This window comes from Peribacillus sp. NPDC101481, from assembly GCF_044767165.1.
Classification (GTDB): Bacteria; Bacillota; Bacilli; order Bacillales; family DSM-1321; genus Peribacillus.
This window is the reverse complement of the sequence record NZ_JBIWNJ010000003.1, coordinates 351,166-368,433: the sequence shown is the minus strand read 5'-3', so window position 1 is coordinate 368,433 and position 17,268 is coordinate 351,166. Positions and strand designations below refer to the sequence as shown.

Annotated in this window: 18 protein-coding genes and 1 tRNA gene; 1 reads left to right on the top strand and 18 read right to left on the bottom strand. The window is 43.2% G+C overall.

Annotated features, from left to right (window positions below; all coding sequences use genetic code 11):
• Positions 1-138: 138 nt before the first annotated feature.
• The 3 genes from ACIROD_RS20480 to ACIROD_RS20470 all read right to left on the bottom strand — a co-directional run bounded on the left by ACIROD_RS20480 (position 139) and on the right by ACIROD_RS20470 (position 2,122).
• Positions 139-381, bottom strand: coding sequence for a glutaredoxin family protein (locus ACIROD_RS20480; RefSeq protein WP_101223716.1), 243 nt, complete (start codon positions 379-381; stop codon positions 139-141).
• Positions 382-396: 15 nt separating this feature from the next.
• Positions 397-1,734, bottom strand: a complete 1,338-nt coding sequence (gene rpoN, locus ACIROD_RS20475; RefSeq protein ID WP_402943550.1) for an RNA polymerase factor sigma-54 — start codon at positions 1,732-1,734, stop codon at positions 397-399.
• A gap of 316 nt (positions 1,735-2,050) precedes the next feature.
• A tRNA-Arg gene (locus ACIROD_RS20470) sits at positions 2,051-2,122 on the bottom strand.
• A gap of 289 nt (positions 2,123-2,411) precedes the next feature.
• On the opposite strand from ACIROD_RS20470, the gene clpP reads away from it, so the two are divergent.
• Complete coding sequence (clpP, locus tag ACIROD_RS20465; protein WP_063233960.1) at positions 2,412-3,020, top strand: ATP-dependent Clp endopeptidase proteolytic subunit ClpP; 609 nt, start codon at positions 2,412-2,414, stop codon at positions 3,018-3,020.
• 96 nt (positions 3,021-3,116) lie between these two features.
• On the opposite strand, the gene ACIROD_RS20460 is transcribed toward clpP, so the two are convergent.
• From ACIROD_RS20460 to ACIROD_RS20390, 15 genes are all read right to left on the bottom strand, one after another.
• A complete protein-coding gene (locus tag ACIROD_RS20460; RefSeq protein ID WP_402943547.1) occupies positions 3,117-3,374 on the bottom strand; it encodes an HPr family phosphocarrier protein in 258 nt (85 codons plus the stop codon).
• 20 nt (positions 3,375-3,394) lie between these two features.
• A complete protein-coding gene (whiA, locus tag ACIROD_RS20455; protein ID WP_101223718.1) occupies positions 3,395-4,348 on the bottom strand; it encodes a DNA-binding protein WhiA in 954 nt (317 codons plus the stop codon).
• Positions 4,349-4,415: 67 nt separating this feature from the next.
• Positions 4,416-5,402, bottom strand: a complete 987-nt coding sequence (locus tag ACIROD_RS20450) for a gluconeogenesis factor YvcK family protein (protein ID WP_101223719.1) — start codon at positions 5,400-5,402, stop codon at positions 4,416-4,418.
• A complete protein-coding gene (rapZ, locus tag ACIROD_RS20445; protein WP_101223720.1) occupies positions 5,392-6,291 on the bottom strand; it encodes an RNase adapter RapZ in 900 nt (299 codons plus the stop codon). Before rapZ ends, ACIROD_RS20450 begins: the two co-directional genes overlap by 11 nt.
• A 45-nt stretch (positions 6,292-6,336) precedes the next feature.
• Positions 6,337-6,795, bottom strand: coding sequence for an NUDIX hydrolase (locus ACIROD_RS20440; RefSeq protein WP_101223721.1), 459 nt, complete (start codon positions 6,793-6,795; stop codon positions 6,337-6,339).
• A 556-nt stretch (positions 6,796-7,351) separates the two neighbouring features.
• Positions 7,352-8,299 (bottom strand): thioredoxin-disulfide reductase, encoded by a 948-nt coding sequence (gene trxB, locus ACIROD_RS20435; protein ID WP_034309960.1) that lies wholly within the window; start codon positions 8,297-8,299, stop codon positions 7,352-7,354.
• 103 nt (positions 8,300-8,402) lie between these two features.
• The gene (locus ACIROD_RS20430) at positions 8,403-9,905 is read right to left on the bottom strand and encodes a tetratricopeptide repeat protein (protein ID WP_260358748.1); all 1,503 of its coding nucleotides are present in this window, start codon (positions 9,903-9,905) and stop codon (positions 8,403-8,405) included.
• Between the two features lie 429 nt (positions 9,906-10,334).
• Positions 10,335-10,991 (bottom strand): bifunctional phosphoribosyl-AMP cyclohydrolase/phosphoribosyl-ATP diphosphatase HisIE, encoded by a 657-nt coding sequence (hisIE, locus tag ACIROD_RS20425; RefSeq protein ID WP_402943541.1) that lies wholly within the window; start codon positions 10,989-10,991, stop codon positions 10,335-10,337.
• Positions 10,988-11,746, bottom strand: coding sequence for an imidazole glycerol phosphate synthase subunit HisF (gene hisF, locus ACIROD_RS20420; protein ID WP_402943538.1), 759 nt, complete (start codon positions 11,744-11,746; stop codon positions 10,988-10,990). Before hisF ends, hisIE begins: the two co-directional genes overlap by 4 nt.
• A complete protein-coding gene (hisA, locus tag ACIROD_RS20415; RefSeq protein ID WP_101223726.1) occupies positions 11,747-12,481 on the bottom strand; it encodes a 1-(5-phosphoribosyl)-5-[(5-phosphoribosylamino)methylideneamino]imidazole-4-carboxamide isomerase in 735 nt (244 codons plus the stop codon).
• Positions 12,478-13,110 (bottom strand): imidazole glycerol phosphate synthase subunit HisH, encoded by a 633-nt coding sequence (hisH, locus tag ACIROD_RS20410; protein WP_137016666.1) that lies wholly within the window; start codon positions 13,108-13,110, stop codon positions 12,478-12,480. The genes hisA and hisH overlap by 4 nt, the downstream gene beginning before the upstream one ends.
• 2 nt (positions 13,111-13,112) lie before the next feature.
• A complete protein-coding gene (hisB, locus tag ACIROD_RS20405; protein WP_063233950.1) occupies positions 13,113-13,700 on the bottom strand; it encodes an imidazoleglycerol-phosphate dehydratase HisB in 588 nt (195 codons plus the stop codon).
• A gap of 100 nt (positions 13,701-13,800) precedes the next feature.
• Complete coding sequence (gene hisD / locus ACIROD_RS20400; RefSeq protein ID WP_260358751.1) at positions 13,801-15,081, bottom strand: histidinol dehydrogenase; 1,281 nt, start codon at positions 15,079-15,081, stop codon at positions 13,801-13,803.
• 26 nt (positions 15,082-15,107) lie between these two features.
• Positions 15,108-15,737 (bottom strand): ATP phosphoribosyltransferase, encoded by a 630-nt coding sequence (gene hisG / locus ACIROD_RS20395; protein ID WP_034311625.1) that lies wholly within the window; start codon positions 15,735-15,737, stop codon positions 15,108-15,110.
• Entirely contained in the window at positions 15,730-16,914 is a 1,185-nt protein-coding gene (locus tag ACIROD_RS20390; RefSeq protein ID WP_101223729.1) for an ATP phosphoribosyltransferase regulatory subunit, read from the bottom strand. Before ACIROD_RS20390 ends, hisG begins: the two co-directional genes overlap by 8 nt.
• Between the last annotated feature and the right edge of the window lie 354 nt (positions 16,915-17,268).

The following is a 17,268-nucleotide window of genomic DNA, read 5'->3' as shown; positions in this document are numbered from 1 at the left end:
TTTAAAACTCCTAAAAAGTTAAGTTGGACGTATAATGTCCCGCGTAGTCATTTTCTGTCCCACTTAAAACAAAAAAATATTCCTGCTACATATTTTATTCTAGCAGGAACGGAATGTTTCTTCAAATGATTTGAAAAATTATTTTTCCAAAAGCCTATTTAGAGCTGATTTATCAACGTTTCCGAATTGAACGATATCATCTTTCCATTCAACGACAGGGATCATCAGCCCGAATTTCTCAAGCAAATCATCATCGGTGTGGATATCGATTTCTTTATAGCCTATGCCTGATTCCTCTTTCACTTCTTCAAGCACTTGCTTGGCTTTATCGCATAACGGGCATTTATCCCTACTATATAAAACAAAAGCATTTGATTCCAAAACCACTCATCCTTTTCAATCATATCTTTTTCGTTTAGATGAAGAAGGGATTCCTAATTGTTCCCGGTACTTGGCAACGGTTCGGCGTGCCAGGATAATTCCATGCTCTTCTTTCAACCGTTCTGCCAGGTCCTGATCCGAGAGCGGCTTTTGTTTATTTTCCCCATTAATGGCTGCCTGAAGGCTCTTTTTTGCCTGCATGCCCGACATATCCTCATCAAGGCCGACTGACTGTAAAGAAGTAGTGAAAAATATCCTCATCTCTATCGTGCCAAATGGTGTCTGCACGTATTTCCCTTTGACCGCCCGGCTTACTGTGGACTCATGTATACCAAGTTCGTCGGCGATTTCCTTCATCGTCATCGGTTTCAAATAGTTCAGGCCATGATGAAAGCACGCCGGCTGTTTATCGACGATGCACTGAATGACCTTCAATATAGTTTCTTTCCTCTGTTGAATCCCTCTGGATATCCATTGGTATTCCTGCCACTTATCCTGGATAAACCGTTGAACCCCCTGATCCTTATGGCTCTTCATACGGTTTAAATACCCTTTATCCACATTAAGATTAGGTGTGTTACCATCATAATTCCCGACAAGCAGCATACCATCCCGAACTTCCACGACCACATCCGGCACTATATAAGAAGGTTTTTCCTGAAAAAAGAGTGATGCGGGTCGCGGGTTCAATGTCTGGACATAATCAAATACTTCTTGAATCTCCTTCATTGTAACACCGATTTTCTTACTTAGGTCTTTCCAGCGCTTTTCAGCAAAATCGAGGAAATGGTTTTCTATGATCGATTCTGCAAGCAGGTTCACCCCTTCTGCTTGCACCTGAAGCAAAAGGCACTCTTGAAGATTTCTCGCTCCAATTCCATGCGGCTCGAGTTCCTGTAAAATTGAGAGGCTTTCTTCCAAAACGATCCGAGATATACCAGGGATACATATGTCATCCAGCTCAGTCCTCAAGTAACCGTTTTCATCAAGGTTATGAATTAATAGCAGCAACGCCTTATGCTGCTCACCGGTAAGTTGCTGGTGATTCACCTGGGACATGATATGCTGTTCAAGCGATATAGTATCTTCACTGATCTGTTCAATCCAATAGTTGGCATCATACGTATTCTTAAGGGTCCGTTTTCCCTTTTTCCGGTCAAAAGTTGGCTGAAATAAAGCCGATGTTGGCTGATCTATGGACAGTAATGGATTCTCCACCATTTTATTTTCTAAAAAAGCCGATAGCTCCTGCGAGGAATATTGCAGCAATGTAATAGCTTGCATAAGCTCCTGCGTCATTGCCATCTTTAATGTTTGCTGTTGAAAAAGTCCTGCTTTCATATTCATACTCATCGATTCATCCCTCCCCCACTCCATTTTACATTATCAGGAGAAAATTCTACACAAAAACCCATGAAAACGCTTACGTTTTTTTCTGAATAGTTTATTTGTTTTAAATACTATATGTTAGAAATGCAAATTAAACAACTACTTTTATTGAAAAATCACCATTTTTCAATAGTGTGCGCGTATATTTTCAAGACAGGGCTTACATTACAGGATCCGATGGAATATTACGGAAATCGAGTGAATTCGCCAAAAATTTTAGGACCCCTCTTAAAAATGGCCATTAAAAAATCCCCTACTTTATTAAGCAGAAGATTGGTAATGCCCTCGGCAGGAATCGAACCTGCATTTCAAGCTTCGGAGGCTTGCGTTCTATCCGTTGCACTACGAGGGCGTAATAGAAAATATTTTTTCAACAGACTTCATTATATGATAGATTCCCCTCCTTTGCAAGGGTTATCAGGTTTAAAACTTCGCCATTTGGGTATTATGGGTAATGTGGAAATTCATCCCTGTGCGGCATAATATATAAAGTAATCTATCGGAAAGGAGCCTTAGCCAGAAAATTGTCGAACAAATTATCCATTATAGGGTTTGTTTTGTTTGACCTAAATTGACCAAAAAGTGTATCATACATACATAAAGAATTTAAATGATTCTCTTAATCGAAGGAGGAAATGAACATGAATTTAATTCCTACAGTTATCGAACAAACAAGTCGTGGGGAGCGTGCCTACGATATTTACTCCCGTTTATTAAAAGACCGGATCATTATGCTAGGAAGTGCAATTGACGATAATGTTTCCAACTCCATTGTTGCTCAATTACTATTTTTAGAAGCGGAAAATCCTGAAAAAGATATCACTCTATACATCAACAGCCCTGGCGGAAGCATCACTTCCGGTATGGCCATTTACGATACTATGCAATATATCAAACCTAATGTATCCACAGTATGCATCGGTATGGCCGCTTCCATGGGTGCTTTCCTATTGGCCGCTGGCGAAAAAGGCAAACGTTATGCGTTGCCAAACAGTGAGGTCATGATTCACCAGCCACTTGGAGGAGCTCAAGGTCAAGCTACGGAGATTGAAATTGCTGCCCGCCGTATCCTTCACTTGAAAGATAAACTGAACCAAATCTTGGCAGAACGTACTGGTCAACCTATTGAAGTCCTTCAAAGAGATACGGAACGTGATAACTTCATGACTTCCGAAAGAGCTCTTGAATATGGCTTGATCGACAAAGTCATCACGCGCAGCATCCTTGATGATAAAAAAGACTCTAAATAATCATGCAACAACCGGCTCCGGAGAACGCCTTTAGCGACTTCCGGAGCTTTTTTGCATAATGAAAAAAAAGGATGCTCTTTTAAGCATCCTTTTCTTTTAACCCTCTTGCTGAACAAACTCTTCCAATGCGTCTAACGCTTCTTTTTCATCGCGTCCTTCGACGATTAACTTCACGGTCACGCCAGAACTGATGGCAAGGCTCATTAACCCCATTATACTTTTTGCGTTCACTTTCTTTCCTTCTTTTTCAAGAAAAACATCTGAATGAAAGCGGTTAGCTTCTTGTACAAAAAGAGCTGCCGGCCGCGCCTGCAAACCCGTTTTCAATTTTACCTCAACTTGTTTTTCCACCATCTTGATCTCCCCTGTTAGCTTTATTTTTTCGCAGCAATAGCCTCTCCCCCACGGAGCCTGTCAGCTATTTCATCAATCTTACGTAATCGGTGATTAATCCCGGATTTACTGATTGTTCCCCCAGAAACCATTTCCCCAAGTTCCTTTAAGGTTATATCCTGAAACGCAATCCTAAGCTCCGCAATTTCCCGAAGCTTATCCGGTAAAATGCCTAATCCCACCGTATCCTCGATATAATGGATATTTTCAACCTGGCGTAATGAGGCCCCAATCGTTTTGTTCAAATTGGCTGTTTCACAATTCACAAGCCGATTCACTGAATTACGCATATCACGGACGATCCTTACATCTTCGAACCTTAATAAAGCTGAATGGGCGCCAACTATACTTAAAAACTCGGCAATCTTTTCGGCTTCTTTCAAATAAATGATATACCCTTTCTTGCGTTCAAGAGTTTTGGCCTTCAAGCCAAACTTATTCATTAGCTCACAAAGGGCATCATTGTGCTCTTTATAAAGTGAGAAAATTTCAAGGTGATAGGAAGACGTTTCCGGATTATTCACCGAACCTCCCGCAAGAAATGCACCTCTTAGGTAAGAACGCTTACAGCATTTCTTCCCAACAATAGTATCGGATATAGCATGGAGAATTTCAAAGCCATCGCCTAAAATTTCCAAATCGGTTAAAACCCGCTGCCCTCCAGATGACATCCTGACAATATATACATTATTCTTTTTAAGCTTCATCTTTTTACGGACCAACAGCTCGACCTGGACCTCATAACTTTTTTTCAGCAGCGTATAAATCCTTCTGGCAATCGCAGCATTCTCAGTTTGAATATCCACAACAAGCTTCCGATTAGAAAATGAAAGGGATCCGTTCATCCGGATAAGCGCACACAATTCCGCTTTACCGCAGCAATCCTTTCCCTCTAATGTAGTAAGCTCTTTTTTCGTTTCTGAAGCAAAAGACATCCATTTCACCCCCAATCGAACGCAGGTAATCTATTTTTATCAATCAAAAAACCGTCCCCGCTTATATCTACGGTGCAATGTGGCTTTTTGTTTCATTTACAAGCATATTATAGAGCAAATCCGCCACTTTTTTCGTGTCATGGCGTATTACATTCCCTTCATAGCTGAAAATGCGTTCTTGTATGATTTCAAGCCCCATCATTTTTAAGCTTTCCACATCATACATGACCGGTTTAGCATATTCAGCTTGATAGCGTTGCTGAATTTCGGTTGGTATTTCCTCATTATTAACAAGTATCCTGTCAATATATGCATTTCCCATATGGTCATATATCGCTTTTATATGATCGCTCGCGCTATAATCCAGCGTCTCTCCGGCTTGTGTCATCAAATTGCAAATGTACACCTTCTTCGCCTTCGAACGGGCAACCTCTTCTCCTAAACCAGGAACAAGTAAGTTAGGCAGAATGCTAGTATATAGGCTCCCTGGACCTATGACAATAAGATCTGCCTGTTTGATTTCCTGGAGAGTTTCACTGAGCGGCTTTATATGATGAGGAGACAGAAATACTTTTTTTATTTTCTTTCCTGAGAAGGGGATCTTGGATTCGCCTGTAACAATCGTTCCGTCCTCCATCTCCGCATGGAGAACCACACTTTGGTTGGCCGCCGGAAGCACTTTACCGCGGACATTAAGAAATTTACTCATTTCCTGGATCGCATGGACGAAATCCCCGGTCAGCGAGGTCATTGCCGCCAGTATCAAATTCCCCAGCGAATGCCCGGACAACTCATTTTTACTCTGAAAGCGATGTTGAAACATTTGTTCAACAAGGGGCTCTACATCCGATAACGCAGCCAGCACGTTACGAATGTCACCCGGAGCGGGAATATCCATATCCTCGCGAAGGCGGCCTGAACTTCCACCATCATCAGCTACCGTTACGATTGCCGTTATATCAACCGGATGCTTCTTTAACCCTCTCAACAAAACGGGAAGGCCGGTTCCCCCTCCAATGATCACAACCTTAGGTTGTTTCTTTTTATCTAACATCTGCTTTCCCCTTACTTTTTTCGATATCGCGATGTGATACTTGAACCCTGTAATCCTTCTTGAAGTGGTTTGAAATATACTCCGTCAATGCTACAGAACGGTGCTGACCGCCTGTACACCCTATCGCAACAACAAGCTGTGCTTTTCCTTCACGTTTATAATACGGAAGCATGAACGCAAGCAAATCGGTCACTTTTTCCAAGAATTTTTGCGTCTCACTCCATTTTAAAACGTAACTCGACACTTCCTGTTCCAAGCCAGTCCTTGGCCTCATATGGTCAATATAATATGGATTTGGCAGGAAGCGTACATCAAACACAAGGTCGGCATCTATGGGTAGACCATGCTTGAACCCGAACGACATGACATTGACTGTGAAACCGACACTTTTATCGGCAGAAAACTCCGAAGCGATTTTCTCCCTCAATTCGCGCGGTTTCAGTTGGGAAGTATTAAAGATCAGCTGGGCCCTTCCCTTCAATTCGTCCAATAGTTCCCGCTCCATTTTAATGCCTTCCAATGGCCGGCCTAATGGAGCAAGCGGATGGGTCCTTCTCGTTTCCTTATATCTTCGGACCAAGGAATCGTCATCAGCTTCAAGAAAAAGGATTCTTGGTGATACTGCAGCTGAATCCGTTAAATTATCCAGTGCAAGAAATAAGGAATCAAAAAACTCCCTACCCCTCAAATCCATGACAAGAGCCACTTTATTCATCTTATTCCCTGAGTCCTTCATTAACTCCAAAAACTTTGGCAATAGCGTGGGCGGCAAATTATCGACGCAAAAAAAGCCGAGGTCTTCAAAACTTTGAACCGCCACTGTCTTACCCGCTCCGGACATTCCGGTAATGATGACCAATTGCGTTTCACTGATCTGCCCTGTACTCATAGTTTCTCCGCCCCCATGTATAGCAATCTTTTTTATATGTGAAAATTAACCTGGATCCAATCGGTAAGAAAGTAGTTTAAACTCAGGTGTATAGGTAAAGGTTCCATAAATGATCCCAGTTCCATGAACCATATAGTCCAGGATGTGAAAATCACCTTCAGCCATCATCAGCTTTTTAACATCTTCGACCGGATGCCAGCTAAGTTCCCCTTCTTCACAAACATCAACATTTACACCATCGGAATCCGTTGCAAAGAAAGTGAACATCATCCATTCCGACAATACCTTATCTCCGTCCTTCATAATGAAGGTGAAAATACCTTTGATGGAAGGGTTTTTTAAATAAACGCCCGTTTCTTCACGATATTCCCTAATACAAGCATCGCGTACAGATTCCCCAGGCTCCATCTTTCCGCCTGGAGCTACCCACCATCCGCGTCTAGGCTTTTTCAATAAGAGGATTTGATTATCCTTGATCAATACACAGTTTGTGACACGTTGCACGTTCTTCACCTCAATTGGCTCTGCTCGACTATAGAAACCTTCACCCCCGTGTTGAAGAGATTCAGTTTATATCCTTAAACCGCCGCTAGATATCCATTTGGCGATTTACAAATGCTAATAGTTCAAACAAGTTGTATTTTTCATCTTCTTACCATTATGAAAGATATATATATGTTTAGTATATCTTAACATTATACTATTTTTGAAATGAGCTAACAATAAAGTAAACTTCCTGCATTGGGGGAATATTCATTCCCAAGGAATCACGAAGATAAGCCTTTATCCTGCTTAACTCCTATTCTTCTCCACTTTCGCTGCCTAAATGCAAAGGGCGGGCTTACTTCTCATTAAAAATCATTTGGTACATCCTAAAAATTGGAACTAAAGATTTAGTCTTAAAGCAGGAAACAAAAAAAAAGGACACAGAAACTTAATCTGTGTCCTTAAACGTTTATAATTAAAGGGGGTCAACTTCTATCCATACTATACCCAATCATTATTTCACGCGTGTTACAACATCGTTAAAACGGAATTACGATTGTATATTCTAGTGAAATCAAGCCTTAGGCTGCAATTTTTCTTGAAGTTCCTCAACAAAATGCTGAGCGGATTGAGCGGCAATGCTTCCATCGCCTGTAGCTGTAACGATTTGGCGCAATGTTTTTTCACGAACGTCACCAGCAGCAAAAATACCAGGGACGCGTGTTTCCATCCGGTCATTCGTTTCAATATAGCCTGTGGAATTCAAGATGCCCAAGTTCTCAAATGGTTTAGTTAGCGGAAGCATTCCGATATAAATGAATACACCGTCTGCGTCCATCACTGTCTCTTCTCCGTTTTCAGTGGAAACTAGTGTGACACCGCCGACTTTGCCGCCTTTTTCATTGATTTCCTTCAAAGTGTGATTCCAGATGAAGTTAATTTTCTCATTGGCAAATGCACGATCTTGAAGAATCTTTTGAGCACGAAGTTCGTCACGTCTGTGAACGATCGTCACTTTTGAAGCAAAGCGGGTTAAGTACACACCCTCTTCAACAGCAGAGTCTCCGCCGCCGATAACGAATAGTTCCTTTTGCTTGAAGAATGCACCATCACAAACTGCACAATACGATACACCGCGGCCGCCCAATTCTTTTTCGCCGGGAACACCGATTTTCTTATATTCGGCACCAGATGAAATGATGATTGAACGTGCCTTGAATTCCTTGGAACCGGCTTTGATCGTTTTATACTCTTCACCGTCGATGATTTCCTTAACATCCCCATAGGCATACTCCGCACCGAATTTCTTTGCATGGTCAAACATTTTCGTTGAAAGTTCAGGTCCGAGTATAGTGTCGAATCCAGGATAATTTTCAACTTCCTCTGTATTGGCCATTTGCCCGCCCGGTACTCCGCGTTCTAACATCAATGTTGAAAGGTTCGCACGTGATGTATAGACAGCCGCCGTCATCCCTGCAGGACCAGCTCCAATAATAACAACGTCATAAATTTTTTCAGACATGTTTTCACTCCTCCATATTCCATTGCAAATGGAACCTTCACTACGGTTAGTGTTCCCTACCTATTATCCTATATAACAAATAATTTTTCGTCCAAATATCTGCTCATCCAAGCAGGGTTTGAACCAACTTTACGTACTTTGATAAGGTGGACACGGATATGAAATGTTTGTCTGCGATTGCCTGTTTGCTCGCCTTCTCATTTTTAAGCTGATTCCACACGTACTCCACCGCTGATGCCCATCCTGCTGGATTATTTAGTTTTTGCTCTGATTTCACCGCTTCGATGAAGACGGAAAACCACATTAAATACAGCCCGGCTTCATTTAATTGTATCGGTTGGAAATGCTGATATAATAACTCAGCTGTGCGATCAGCAAAATCAATCGGTGTTAATTGACGATCTTTAGCAGGAGCTTGAACAAGTTCAGCATAATCACGTTCCAAATCAGTGAAATTCTGATTAAGGTTGAGGACCTGGTTTTTCAATAGCTTCTGTTTATGAACCGAATGTTTCAGAAGGAAAATGGCAAACAGCCTTTCTTCAATGAATTCACTTTCCAGCCTTTTTATAATAGAAGGAAAATGATGTTCAAAACCATCTGAAGTTGCATTCATATCTCCCCAAGGCTCCATGCCTTCCTTTTCCGGATTCATTTCCACGACCTTTTTCCATGCCTTTTTGGCAGCCTGATCATGGCCTAGGTGGTAAGCGGAAATGGTTAACCAATAGTAGAAGGTTCCATCTCCCTCGAACCCTTGTCTTTGCAGTACTTTCAACCATTTATATGCAGAAGCATAGTTTCCGATCAAAGCGAAGGTCGCTCCAAGCTTGAAACGATGTTCGGATAGCATCGGCCTAATTTTCTCCAGCATGTGTATGAGCTCTTCAACCTTCGCTTCATCCTGTTGATAATGATGAAAAACAACAAGATTACAAAGCGCATGCAGGTTTCCTGGACTTTTTTCCAGTACCTCATCAAGTGTTGCAAAAGCGTCATTTACTTGACCAAGATAGAAATAGGCAAGTGCCAAGTTATTATAAGCGGACCAGTAATCCTCGTACTCGGCAATCGTCTCTTTCAATACTTCGATTGCCTTTGGAAAATTGCCTGATTCAAGGTACTCACGGGCTTGTTCCTGTTTGGTAATGAGCCCATCATGCTTAAAGGGATTTTCTTCTGACTCATCCGACTCAAAAGTTATCAGTTCAAGCAGGTCCTCTGCGTCATCGCTGAACTCCCCGTCTTCTTCTTTATCAAGATAAGCACTCGCGTGACGATAAGCCTCCTTGAACATGCCTAAGTGGGCATAATTATTCGCCAGGAAGTAATGACATTCCGACATATAGGGATCCATCACATCCAAGATGTTTTCCAAGAGGTTGTTTGAATAATTATATTCTCCGATTTCCGAGCAAGTGATTGCCAATTGACAGGCTATCATCGGTTCAGCGGGTTCAAGTTCCAGCGCACGTTCCAGGTATTTTTTTGATTTAGGTAGTTCTCGTCTATGATAAGCTTTTAAACCCTTGGTGAAATAATACTCACCTGTTGGGTGAAAAGTTAGAATTTTTGCCTGTTGGCCAAATTTAGAGTCTTTACTCATGTAATCCTCCATCTTCAAGTTGATTAACCATAGTATTATAACATATTGGAGTAAATTTGCCGAACAATTCAAGAAAATGGAAAAAGGGAATCACCATGCTTTCTTCAAGAAAAAATTGAGGTATATTCCTAGTCAAATGGGGAGCCAGGATTGATCTAGTTGTCGTAAATACACACAAAAGGGGTTGGGAAATATCTCTATCATGTTCCCGAACAAAGCAACACCTTGAAATCTCAGATATGGTTTCTACCAAAAGTTTGTAGCAAAAGTTGATTGGGGCGGTTGTGCGAGACTCCGGCGGGAAAAGCGGATGCCTGGATCGATAATCAGCGTCCAAATTGTACAAGCCATAAAAAAACTGAAGAGAAACTTGACTTTCATCGAGTTTGTCTTCAGTCTGAGCCCTCCTTGACGGAGGGCACTCACCATTCATTCAGTTTCTTTCGGTTCATCCTTATCGGCATGTCTAGCCTTCAATACATCAAGCACTGCTTGGAAAGGCAACTCCTGCTCCTGAAGAAGAACGAATAAGTGATAGAGGAGATCGGCACTTTCCATCGAAAGTTCCTCTGCATCGCGGTTCTTAGCAGCAATGATCACTTCTGCCGCTTCTTCACCGACTTTTTTCAGGATCTTATCAACGCCCTTTTCGAATAGGTAGGTAGTATATGAACCTTCAGGCATTTCCGATTTTCTTTTTTCAATCAATTTTTCCAATTCCGTCAAGAATGTCACATTCGCCTTCACGTCTTGTCCGGCTTCACCGTTTTGGTAAATCGTTTCGCTAAAACAGCTTGCTGCCCCTGTATGGCACGCAGGTCCTGCAGGAACGACCCGAACGACCAATGCATCCTGATCGCAGTCATACTTCATTTCGATGATTTTCTGGGTATTACCGCTGGTTGCTCCTTTATGCCATAATTCATTGCGCGAACGGCTGAAGAAAACCGTTTCACCTTTTTCAATCGACAATTGCAGTGATTCTTGATTCATATAAGCAAGTGTCAGCACTTCGCCGGTTCCTGCATCTTGAATAATTGCCGGTATCAGGCCTTTTTCGTCGTATTTAATAGTTTCAAGATTCATCGTACAACCACTCCTTGTTGTTTGAGAAACGCTTTTACTTCTTTGACGGATGTTTCTTTATAATGAAAAATCGATGCGGCTAATGCTGCGTCGGCTTTACCTTCTTGGAAGGCTTCCTGGAAATGCCCAGCGTTGCCCGCCCCGCCTGAGGCGATGACCGGCACCGAAACAGCTTCAGATACCGCTTTTGTCAAAGCGATATTAAACCCTTGTTTCTCGCCGTCACAATCCATGCTTGTCAATAGTATTTCACCTGCACCTCGGGACACAGCTTCCTTCGCCCAATCGATCACTTCCCATTCAGTCGATTTCCGGCCGCCGTGGGTATATACGCGCCATGAGCCAAGCCCTTCTTCATATCGGGCGTCTATGGCGACCACGATACATTGGGAACCAAAGTAATCAGCACCTTCATTAATTAAATCAGGGCGCAGAATGGCTGCTGTATTTAAGGAAACCTTATCGGCTCCAGCTCGTAAGATCTTCTTCATATCCGCCAATGAATTAATGCCGCCGCCCACCGTGAACGGGATTGCCAGACTGCCCGCTACCGCTTGAACGACGTCGACAATCGTTTCCCTGCCTTCATGTGATGCGGAAATATCCAGGAAGACAAGCTCATCGGCACCTTCTTGGTCGTAAAAGGCTGCAAGTTCGACCGGGTCTCCTGCATCCCTAAGGGAAACAAATTGTATCCCTTTGACTACCCGCCCATCCTTTACATCGAGACATGGAATAATTCGTTTAGTGAGCATTTAACCACGCACCTTTTCTAGTGCTTCTTCTACAGTAAAGCGATTGGTATAAAGCGCCTTGCCAATGATTGCCCCTGCAATGCCTTGGGCTTCATACTCTTTGAGGGTGATAAGGTCTTCAAGTGAACTAATGCCGCCCGAAGCTATAACGTTTTTACCGGTTGCCTCCGCCATGGCCAAAATACCTTTCACATTCGGACCTGAAAGCATCCCATCCGTCGCGATATCAGTCACGATAAATGTCTCTGCACCAGCATCGGCCAGTAATTTACCAAGATCTATCGCAAGGGTCCCAGACGTTTGAAGCCAACCATGAGTGGCAACCCTGCCATCCTTCGCATCGATCCCGATTGCGATATGGCTTCCATATTTCCTAATCATATCTTTAGTGAAATCAGGGTCTGAAACGGCCGTGCTGCCAAGAATGACACGTTCCACACCATTATCCAGGTAATGGGCTATATCATGTTCCGTACGGATGCCGCCGCCGATTTGAATGCGGGCCCCTAACTCACTTGCAGCTTTGATTACGTATGAATCATTGATGCGCACTCCCTCTTTAGCTCCGTCAAGGTCGACCATATGTATCCAATCGGCTCCTTGGTCCGCAAAGCTTTTTGCCATATCAAAGGGGGAATCGCCATAAACGGTTTCCTGATTGTAATCTCCCTGGATTAAGCGGACGCATTTGCCTCCACGCATATCAATCGCCGGGTAAATAGTAAAGTTGCTCATGCTTCTTCCTTCCCTTCTACTAATGACAGATAATTTTTTAACAGTGACATGCCCATCTTCCCGCTTTTTTCCGGATGGAACTGCATGCCGAACACATTCCCTTTACCGACGATCGCAGGCACTTCCACATCATACCTTGCCGAAGCAGTGACGAATGATTCATCGGTATCGACGTAGTAGGAATGGACGAAATAAACATGCTCCTCTTCCAGCCCCTCATTCACTGGTGATGCGTGTTTGAATTCAAGACGATTCCAGCCCATGTGCGGCACTTTATAAACCTGGTCATTCGCATCCACTCCCTTAAAACGAACGACTTTTCCCGGGATGAGGGATAATCCTTTAGCCGGTCCATTTTCCTCACTTTCATCAAAGAGAAGCTGCATACCAAGGCAGATCCCTAATAGATAACCTCCATCGGCTACATATTCCCGCAGGAATTCATCCAGCTTTTGTTTTTCCAAGAGGCTCATTGCATCCCTGAAAGATCCAACGCCGGGAAGTATGATTCCTTTCGACTTTGAAAGTTCTTTTGGGTCATCGGAAATGAATGAATCGGCACCAAGGCGTTCAAGCCCTTTACTTACAGAAAATAAATTCCCCATGCCATAATCGACGATTCCGATCATTTTTACAACATTCCTTTCGTCGAAGGGATGCCTTTGACACGTGGATCGATGGTCGTAGCTTCATCCAATGCACGTCCCAGCGCTTTGAATATTGCTTCGATCATATGATGTGTGTTGTGACCGTAATGAACGACTACATGCAGGTTCATCCTGGCTTCAAGAGCGAATTTCCAAAGAAACTCGTGCACGAGTTCAGTATCGAAAGTACCCACCTTTTGCGAAGGAAACTCAGCCCGGAACTCTAGGTGCGGACGATTGCTTAAATCGATGACAACCTGGGCGAGTGCTTCATCCATGGGTACGAAAGCATTTCCGTAACGCTTTATCCCGCGCTTGTCCCCAAGGGCCTCCAATAACGTCTGACCTAAGCAAATGCCAATATCTTCAGTTGTATGGTGATCATCGACATCTGTATCTCCGTTTGCATCTACGGTCAAATCAAACTTCCCATGTTTCGTGAACAAATCAAGCATATGCGTCATAAACGGAACGCCCGTCTTAATGGAGGAATTACCTTCCCCATCCACACCAAACTTCAAACTTATTTCCGTTTCATTCGTCTTTCGCTCCACACTAGCAAAACGTTCCATTACAACTCCTCCTCAACGGGGTAAGACCCCTTTTCCCAAGATGTAAAAGCATGTCAAAAGTCTTTATATCAATGATTTCGCGTATTTCAATATTTCAGGACTATTTACCGGATTCATTCACACCACGTGATTCAATGGCACGGGCGTGAGCCTCAAGTCCTTCCATTCGGGCAAATGCCGCGATTTTTTCTGCATTTTTGCGGAAGGCCGTTTCACTATACATGATGATGCTTGATTTCTTTTGGAAATCATCCACATTAAGCGGACTGGAAAAACGGGCGGTTCCATTGGTAGGCAGCACGTGATTGGGGCCTGCAAAGTAATCCCCGACGGGCTCCGAACTAAATCGGCCAATAAAGATTGCTCCGGCATGACGGATTTTAGACATGATTTCAAGTGCATCATGGGCCACAATTTCCAAATGTTCCGGTGCAAGTTCATTAATCGCTTCAACAGCTTCCGCCATATTCCCGCATACAACGATTCTTCCATAATCCCTTATGGATGCTGCAGCAATATCATGGCGTGGAAGTAACGCCACCTGCTTGGTCACTTCTGCGGCCACTTCTTCTGCAAGAGTCGTTGACGTCGTCACCAAAACACTGCAAGCACGGGCATCATGCTCCGCCTGTGACAGCAAGTCTGCCGCAACTTCTGCAGCGATGGCGGTTTCGTCCGCCAATATCGCTATTTCACTTGGACCTGCTATCATATCAATGGCGACATCTCCAAATACTTCCCGCTTCGCTAACGCCACATATATATTTCCCGGACCCACTATTTTATCCACTTTCTTAATCGTTTCCGTCCCATAAGCGAGAGCAGCTATTGCCTGTGCCCCGCCAACTTTATAGATTTCCTTCACCCCGGCAATTTTGGCAGCTGCCAAAACCGCTGGCGATAATTTTCCATCCTTCCCTGGCGGAGACACCATAACGATCCTTTCCACCCCCGCGGCCTTCGCAGGCAACGCATTCATCAGTACTGACGAAGGATAGGCTGCTGTGCCTCCAGGTACATAAACACCTACAGCATCAAGAGGTGTCAATTTTTGTCCTAGCATCGTTCCCGTATCATCAGTCGTAAACCATGAATTTCGAATTTGTTTCTCGTGAAACATTCGAATATTATTCGCGGCTTCTTGTATAATATCAAGCTGCTCAGCAGTTAAAGATGCTGTCGCTTCTTCCATTTCCTGTTCCGATACAAGTAATTCCCCTGCACTGACACCATCGAAACGTTCGGTATAGGTATGTAAAGCGGCGTTTCCGCTTTTCCTGACATCATAAATAATATCCTGAACCGCTTTTCTTTGATCGGCAGTACCTGCATCAACCGAGCGTTTCAGTGAAATCCCTTCAGCAAACCGTTCTATTTTCATACCTTCACCTCATTAGCTATTCTTTACTATTCAATAATTTCTGCTAGCCGTTCCACGATTTCGGTAATCCTTGCTTCTTTAATTCGATAGCTGACAGGGTTTGCCACCAGCCTCGAAGTCACATTGGCAATTTTCGCATATTCCACAAGACCGTTTTCCTTCAATGTCCTCCCCGTAGAAACGATATCGACGATTCGTTCAGCCAAACCAATTAACGGTGCTAACTCAATAGACCCATTCAACTTTATAATCTCGACTTGCTCCCCCTGCTCGCGAAAATAACTGGAGGCAACATTCGGATATTTACTGGCAATTTTAGGGGCGATGTCACTTATCTTCGTACCAGGCAGTCCAGCTACAGCTAAATAGCAGGCACTGATTTTCAAATCTAGTAACTCATAGACATCACGTTCTTCCTCTAACATGACATCCTTTCCTGCAATTCCAATGTCAGCGACGCCGTGTTCCACATAGGTTACGACATCCATCGGTTTAGCTAAAATGAACCGCAGATTTTCCTCTTCCACTTCAAGGATCAATTTCCGGGAATCATCAAACTCGGGAGGGAGACGAAAACCGGCCCTTCTTAATAGCTCTGCCGCTTCTTCAAAGATTCTTCCTTTCGGCATGGCAATCGTTAAAAAGCTATTATTCATCTTTTCCATACCCCCCATTCCCTACGAATAAATGAACTTCAGAAAATGTCCGTGTAAAGGCATCGACATTTTGGACGACCGTAATATCCTGAATCGTTACCAATTTTCCTTCGGTGCGTTTAATTCTTGCAAATTCAATGGCTTCCAATCTTCGTTCGGGACTATATAAAATACATTCTGGCGCGACAGGCTGGATCGGCTCCCCAAGAGCTTCTGCAAGACGATCCACCCGGATTGCAAAACCTGTGGCCGAAGCATTCCAGCCGAACTTCTCAAGCAGATTATCGTACCGGCCGCCATTGCCGATTGGCGAACCGACTTGTCCGGCATACACTTCAAATAAAGTTCCTGTGTAATAGCTCATATGACTGACCAATGTTAAGTCAAAGCTCACATATTGTTCAACACCAAATTCTTTCAGCTGCGCAGACAATTCCTTCAGTTCAGCCAAAGAATCCTGCCCTTTATTATTTTCAACCAACCCCAGCGCCTTCATCAGGGTCCCTTCACTGCCCCTTAATGAGGTGAATTCGATAAGCCGTTGCTTATCAATGGATGAAAGCGGCAGTGATTTAACATGCTCGCGATAACCAACATAATTCTTTTCATACAAAAACTTCCTTAATATAGAGGCTCTTTCCTCCGTACCTAGAATGCTCAAGAAAAATTCTTGCAGAAATCCAATATGCCCAATGGAAATTTTAAATTCCTGAAGCCCGGCAGCCTTTAGAGCATCCGCAAGCAGGGCAATCATTTCAGCATCGGCACTTATAGACTTATTTCCAATGCACTCAATACCAATCTGTTCGAATTCTGCCGGCCTGCCTCCTTCACGCTGCTGTGCCCGGTATACATTCGCGGAATAGGCCAGGCGAAGCGGAATTTGCTGTTTTAACAGTTTGGATGCTGCCACCCGTGCAATGGGGGCTGTCATCTCGGGACGGAGTACGAGCGTATGCCCCTGGGAATCGAGAAGTTTAAACAACTGTTGATCCAATATTGCCGAAGCCTCGCCAATTGTTTCATAATATTCCAAAGCAGGCGTTTCAATAAATTGATAGCCCCACTTCTTGATTTCATCACTCATTTTATTTCTGGCCAACACCTTCGTTTCATACAGTACCGGCAATGTATCTCTCATGCCTAACGGTTTTTCAAACATAAATGGCTTTGTCACGACTGCACATCCTTTTGAATTGATTACTATCTATATCCAATCGGTCCGCCTGTAGGCACAAACCGATGCATCCATTCCTTATTTTGTTTATCTCTTTATCATTCCAAGGTTTCACGCTTAAATCCAAATTTCGGATAACATATAAAAATGTATCAAATAAAATGACATAATCATATTAATACTCACAATAATCTATTAAATCACTTTAGTTCGCTAATATGGTAGCAGGTTGAAGTTACTAATAGTTTACTCTCGCTCCCATCTTACGTCAAGGAAAATATGCCTAATTCCATTACTTCAAACTACAGCTGTCTTTAATATTCTTCATGATCGGTTTAAGTCCAAACTCAGGGA

Coding starts and splice junctions, on each gene's coding strand:
- hisG (WP_034311625.1), bottom strand. CDS start 15,737: ATGAATAATAGCTTTTTAACGATTGCCATGCCGAAAGGAAGAATCTTT.
- rapZ (WP_101223720.1), bottom strand. CDS start 6,291: ATGAGTACAGGGCAGATCAGTGAAACGCAATTGGTCATCATTACCGGA.
- ACIROD_RS20460 (WP_402943547.1), bottom strand. CDS start 3,374: ATGGTGGAAAAACAAGTTGAGGTAAAATTGAAAACGGGTTTGCAGGCG.
- whiA (WP_101223718.1), bottom strand. CDS start 4,348: ATGTCTTTTGCTTCAGAAACGAAAAAAGAGCTTACTACATTAGAGGGA.
- ACIROD_RS20450 (WP_101223719.1), bottom strand. CDS start 5,402: ATGTTAGATAAAAAGAAACAACCTAAGGTTGTGATCATTGGAGGGGGA.
- rpoN (WP_402943550.1), bottom strand. CDS start 1,734: ATGAGTATGAATATGAAAGCAGGACTTTTTCAACAGCAAACATTAAAG.
- trxB (WP_034309960.1), bottom strand. CDS start 8,299: ATGTCTGAAAAAATTTATGACGTTGTTATTATTGGAGCTGGTCCTGCA.
- ACIROD_RS20430 (WP_260358748.1), bottom strand. CDS start 9,905: ATGAGTAAAGACTCTAAATTTGGCCAACAGGCAAAAATTCTAACTTTT.
- hisF (WP_402943538.1), bottom strand. CDS start 11,746: ATGCTCACTAAACGAATTATTCCATGTCTCGATGTAAAGGATGGGCGG.
- hisD (WP_260358751.1), bottom strand. CDS start 15,081: ATGAAAATAGAACGGTTTGCTGAAGGGATTTCACTGAAACGCTCGGTT.
- hisH (WP_137016666.1), bottom strand. CDS start 13,110: ATGATCGGAATCGTCGATTATGGCATGGGGAATTTATTTTCTGTAAGT.
- hisB (WP_063233950.1), bottom strand. CDS start 13,700: ATGGAACGTTTTGCTAGTGTGGAGCGAAAGACGAATGAAACGGAAATA.
- clpP (WP_063233960.1), top strand. CDS start 2,412: ATGAATTTAATTCCTACAGTTATCGAACAAACAAGTCGTGGGGAGCGT.
- hisA (WP_101223726.1), bottom strand. CDS start 12,481: ATGAGCAACTTTACTATTTACCCGGCGATTGATATGCGTGGAGGCAAA.
- hisIE (WP_402943541.1), bottom strand. CDS start 10,991: ATGAATCTTGAAACTATTAAATACGACGAAAAAGGCCTGATACCGGCA.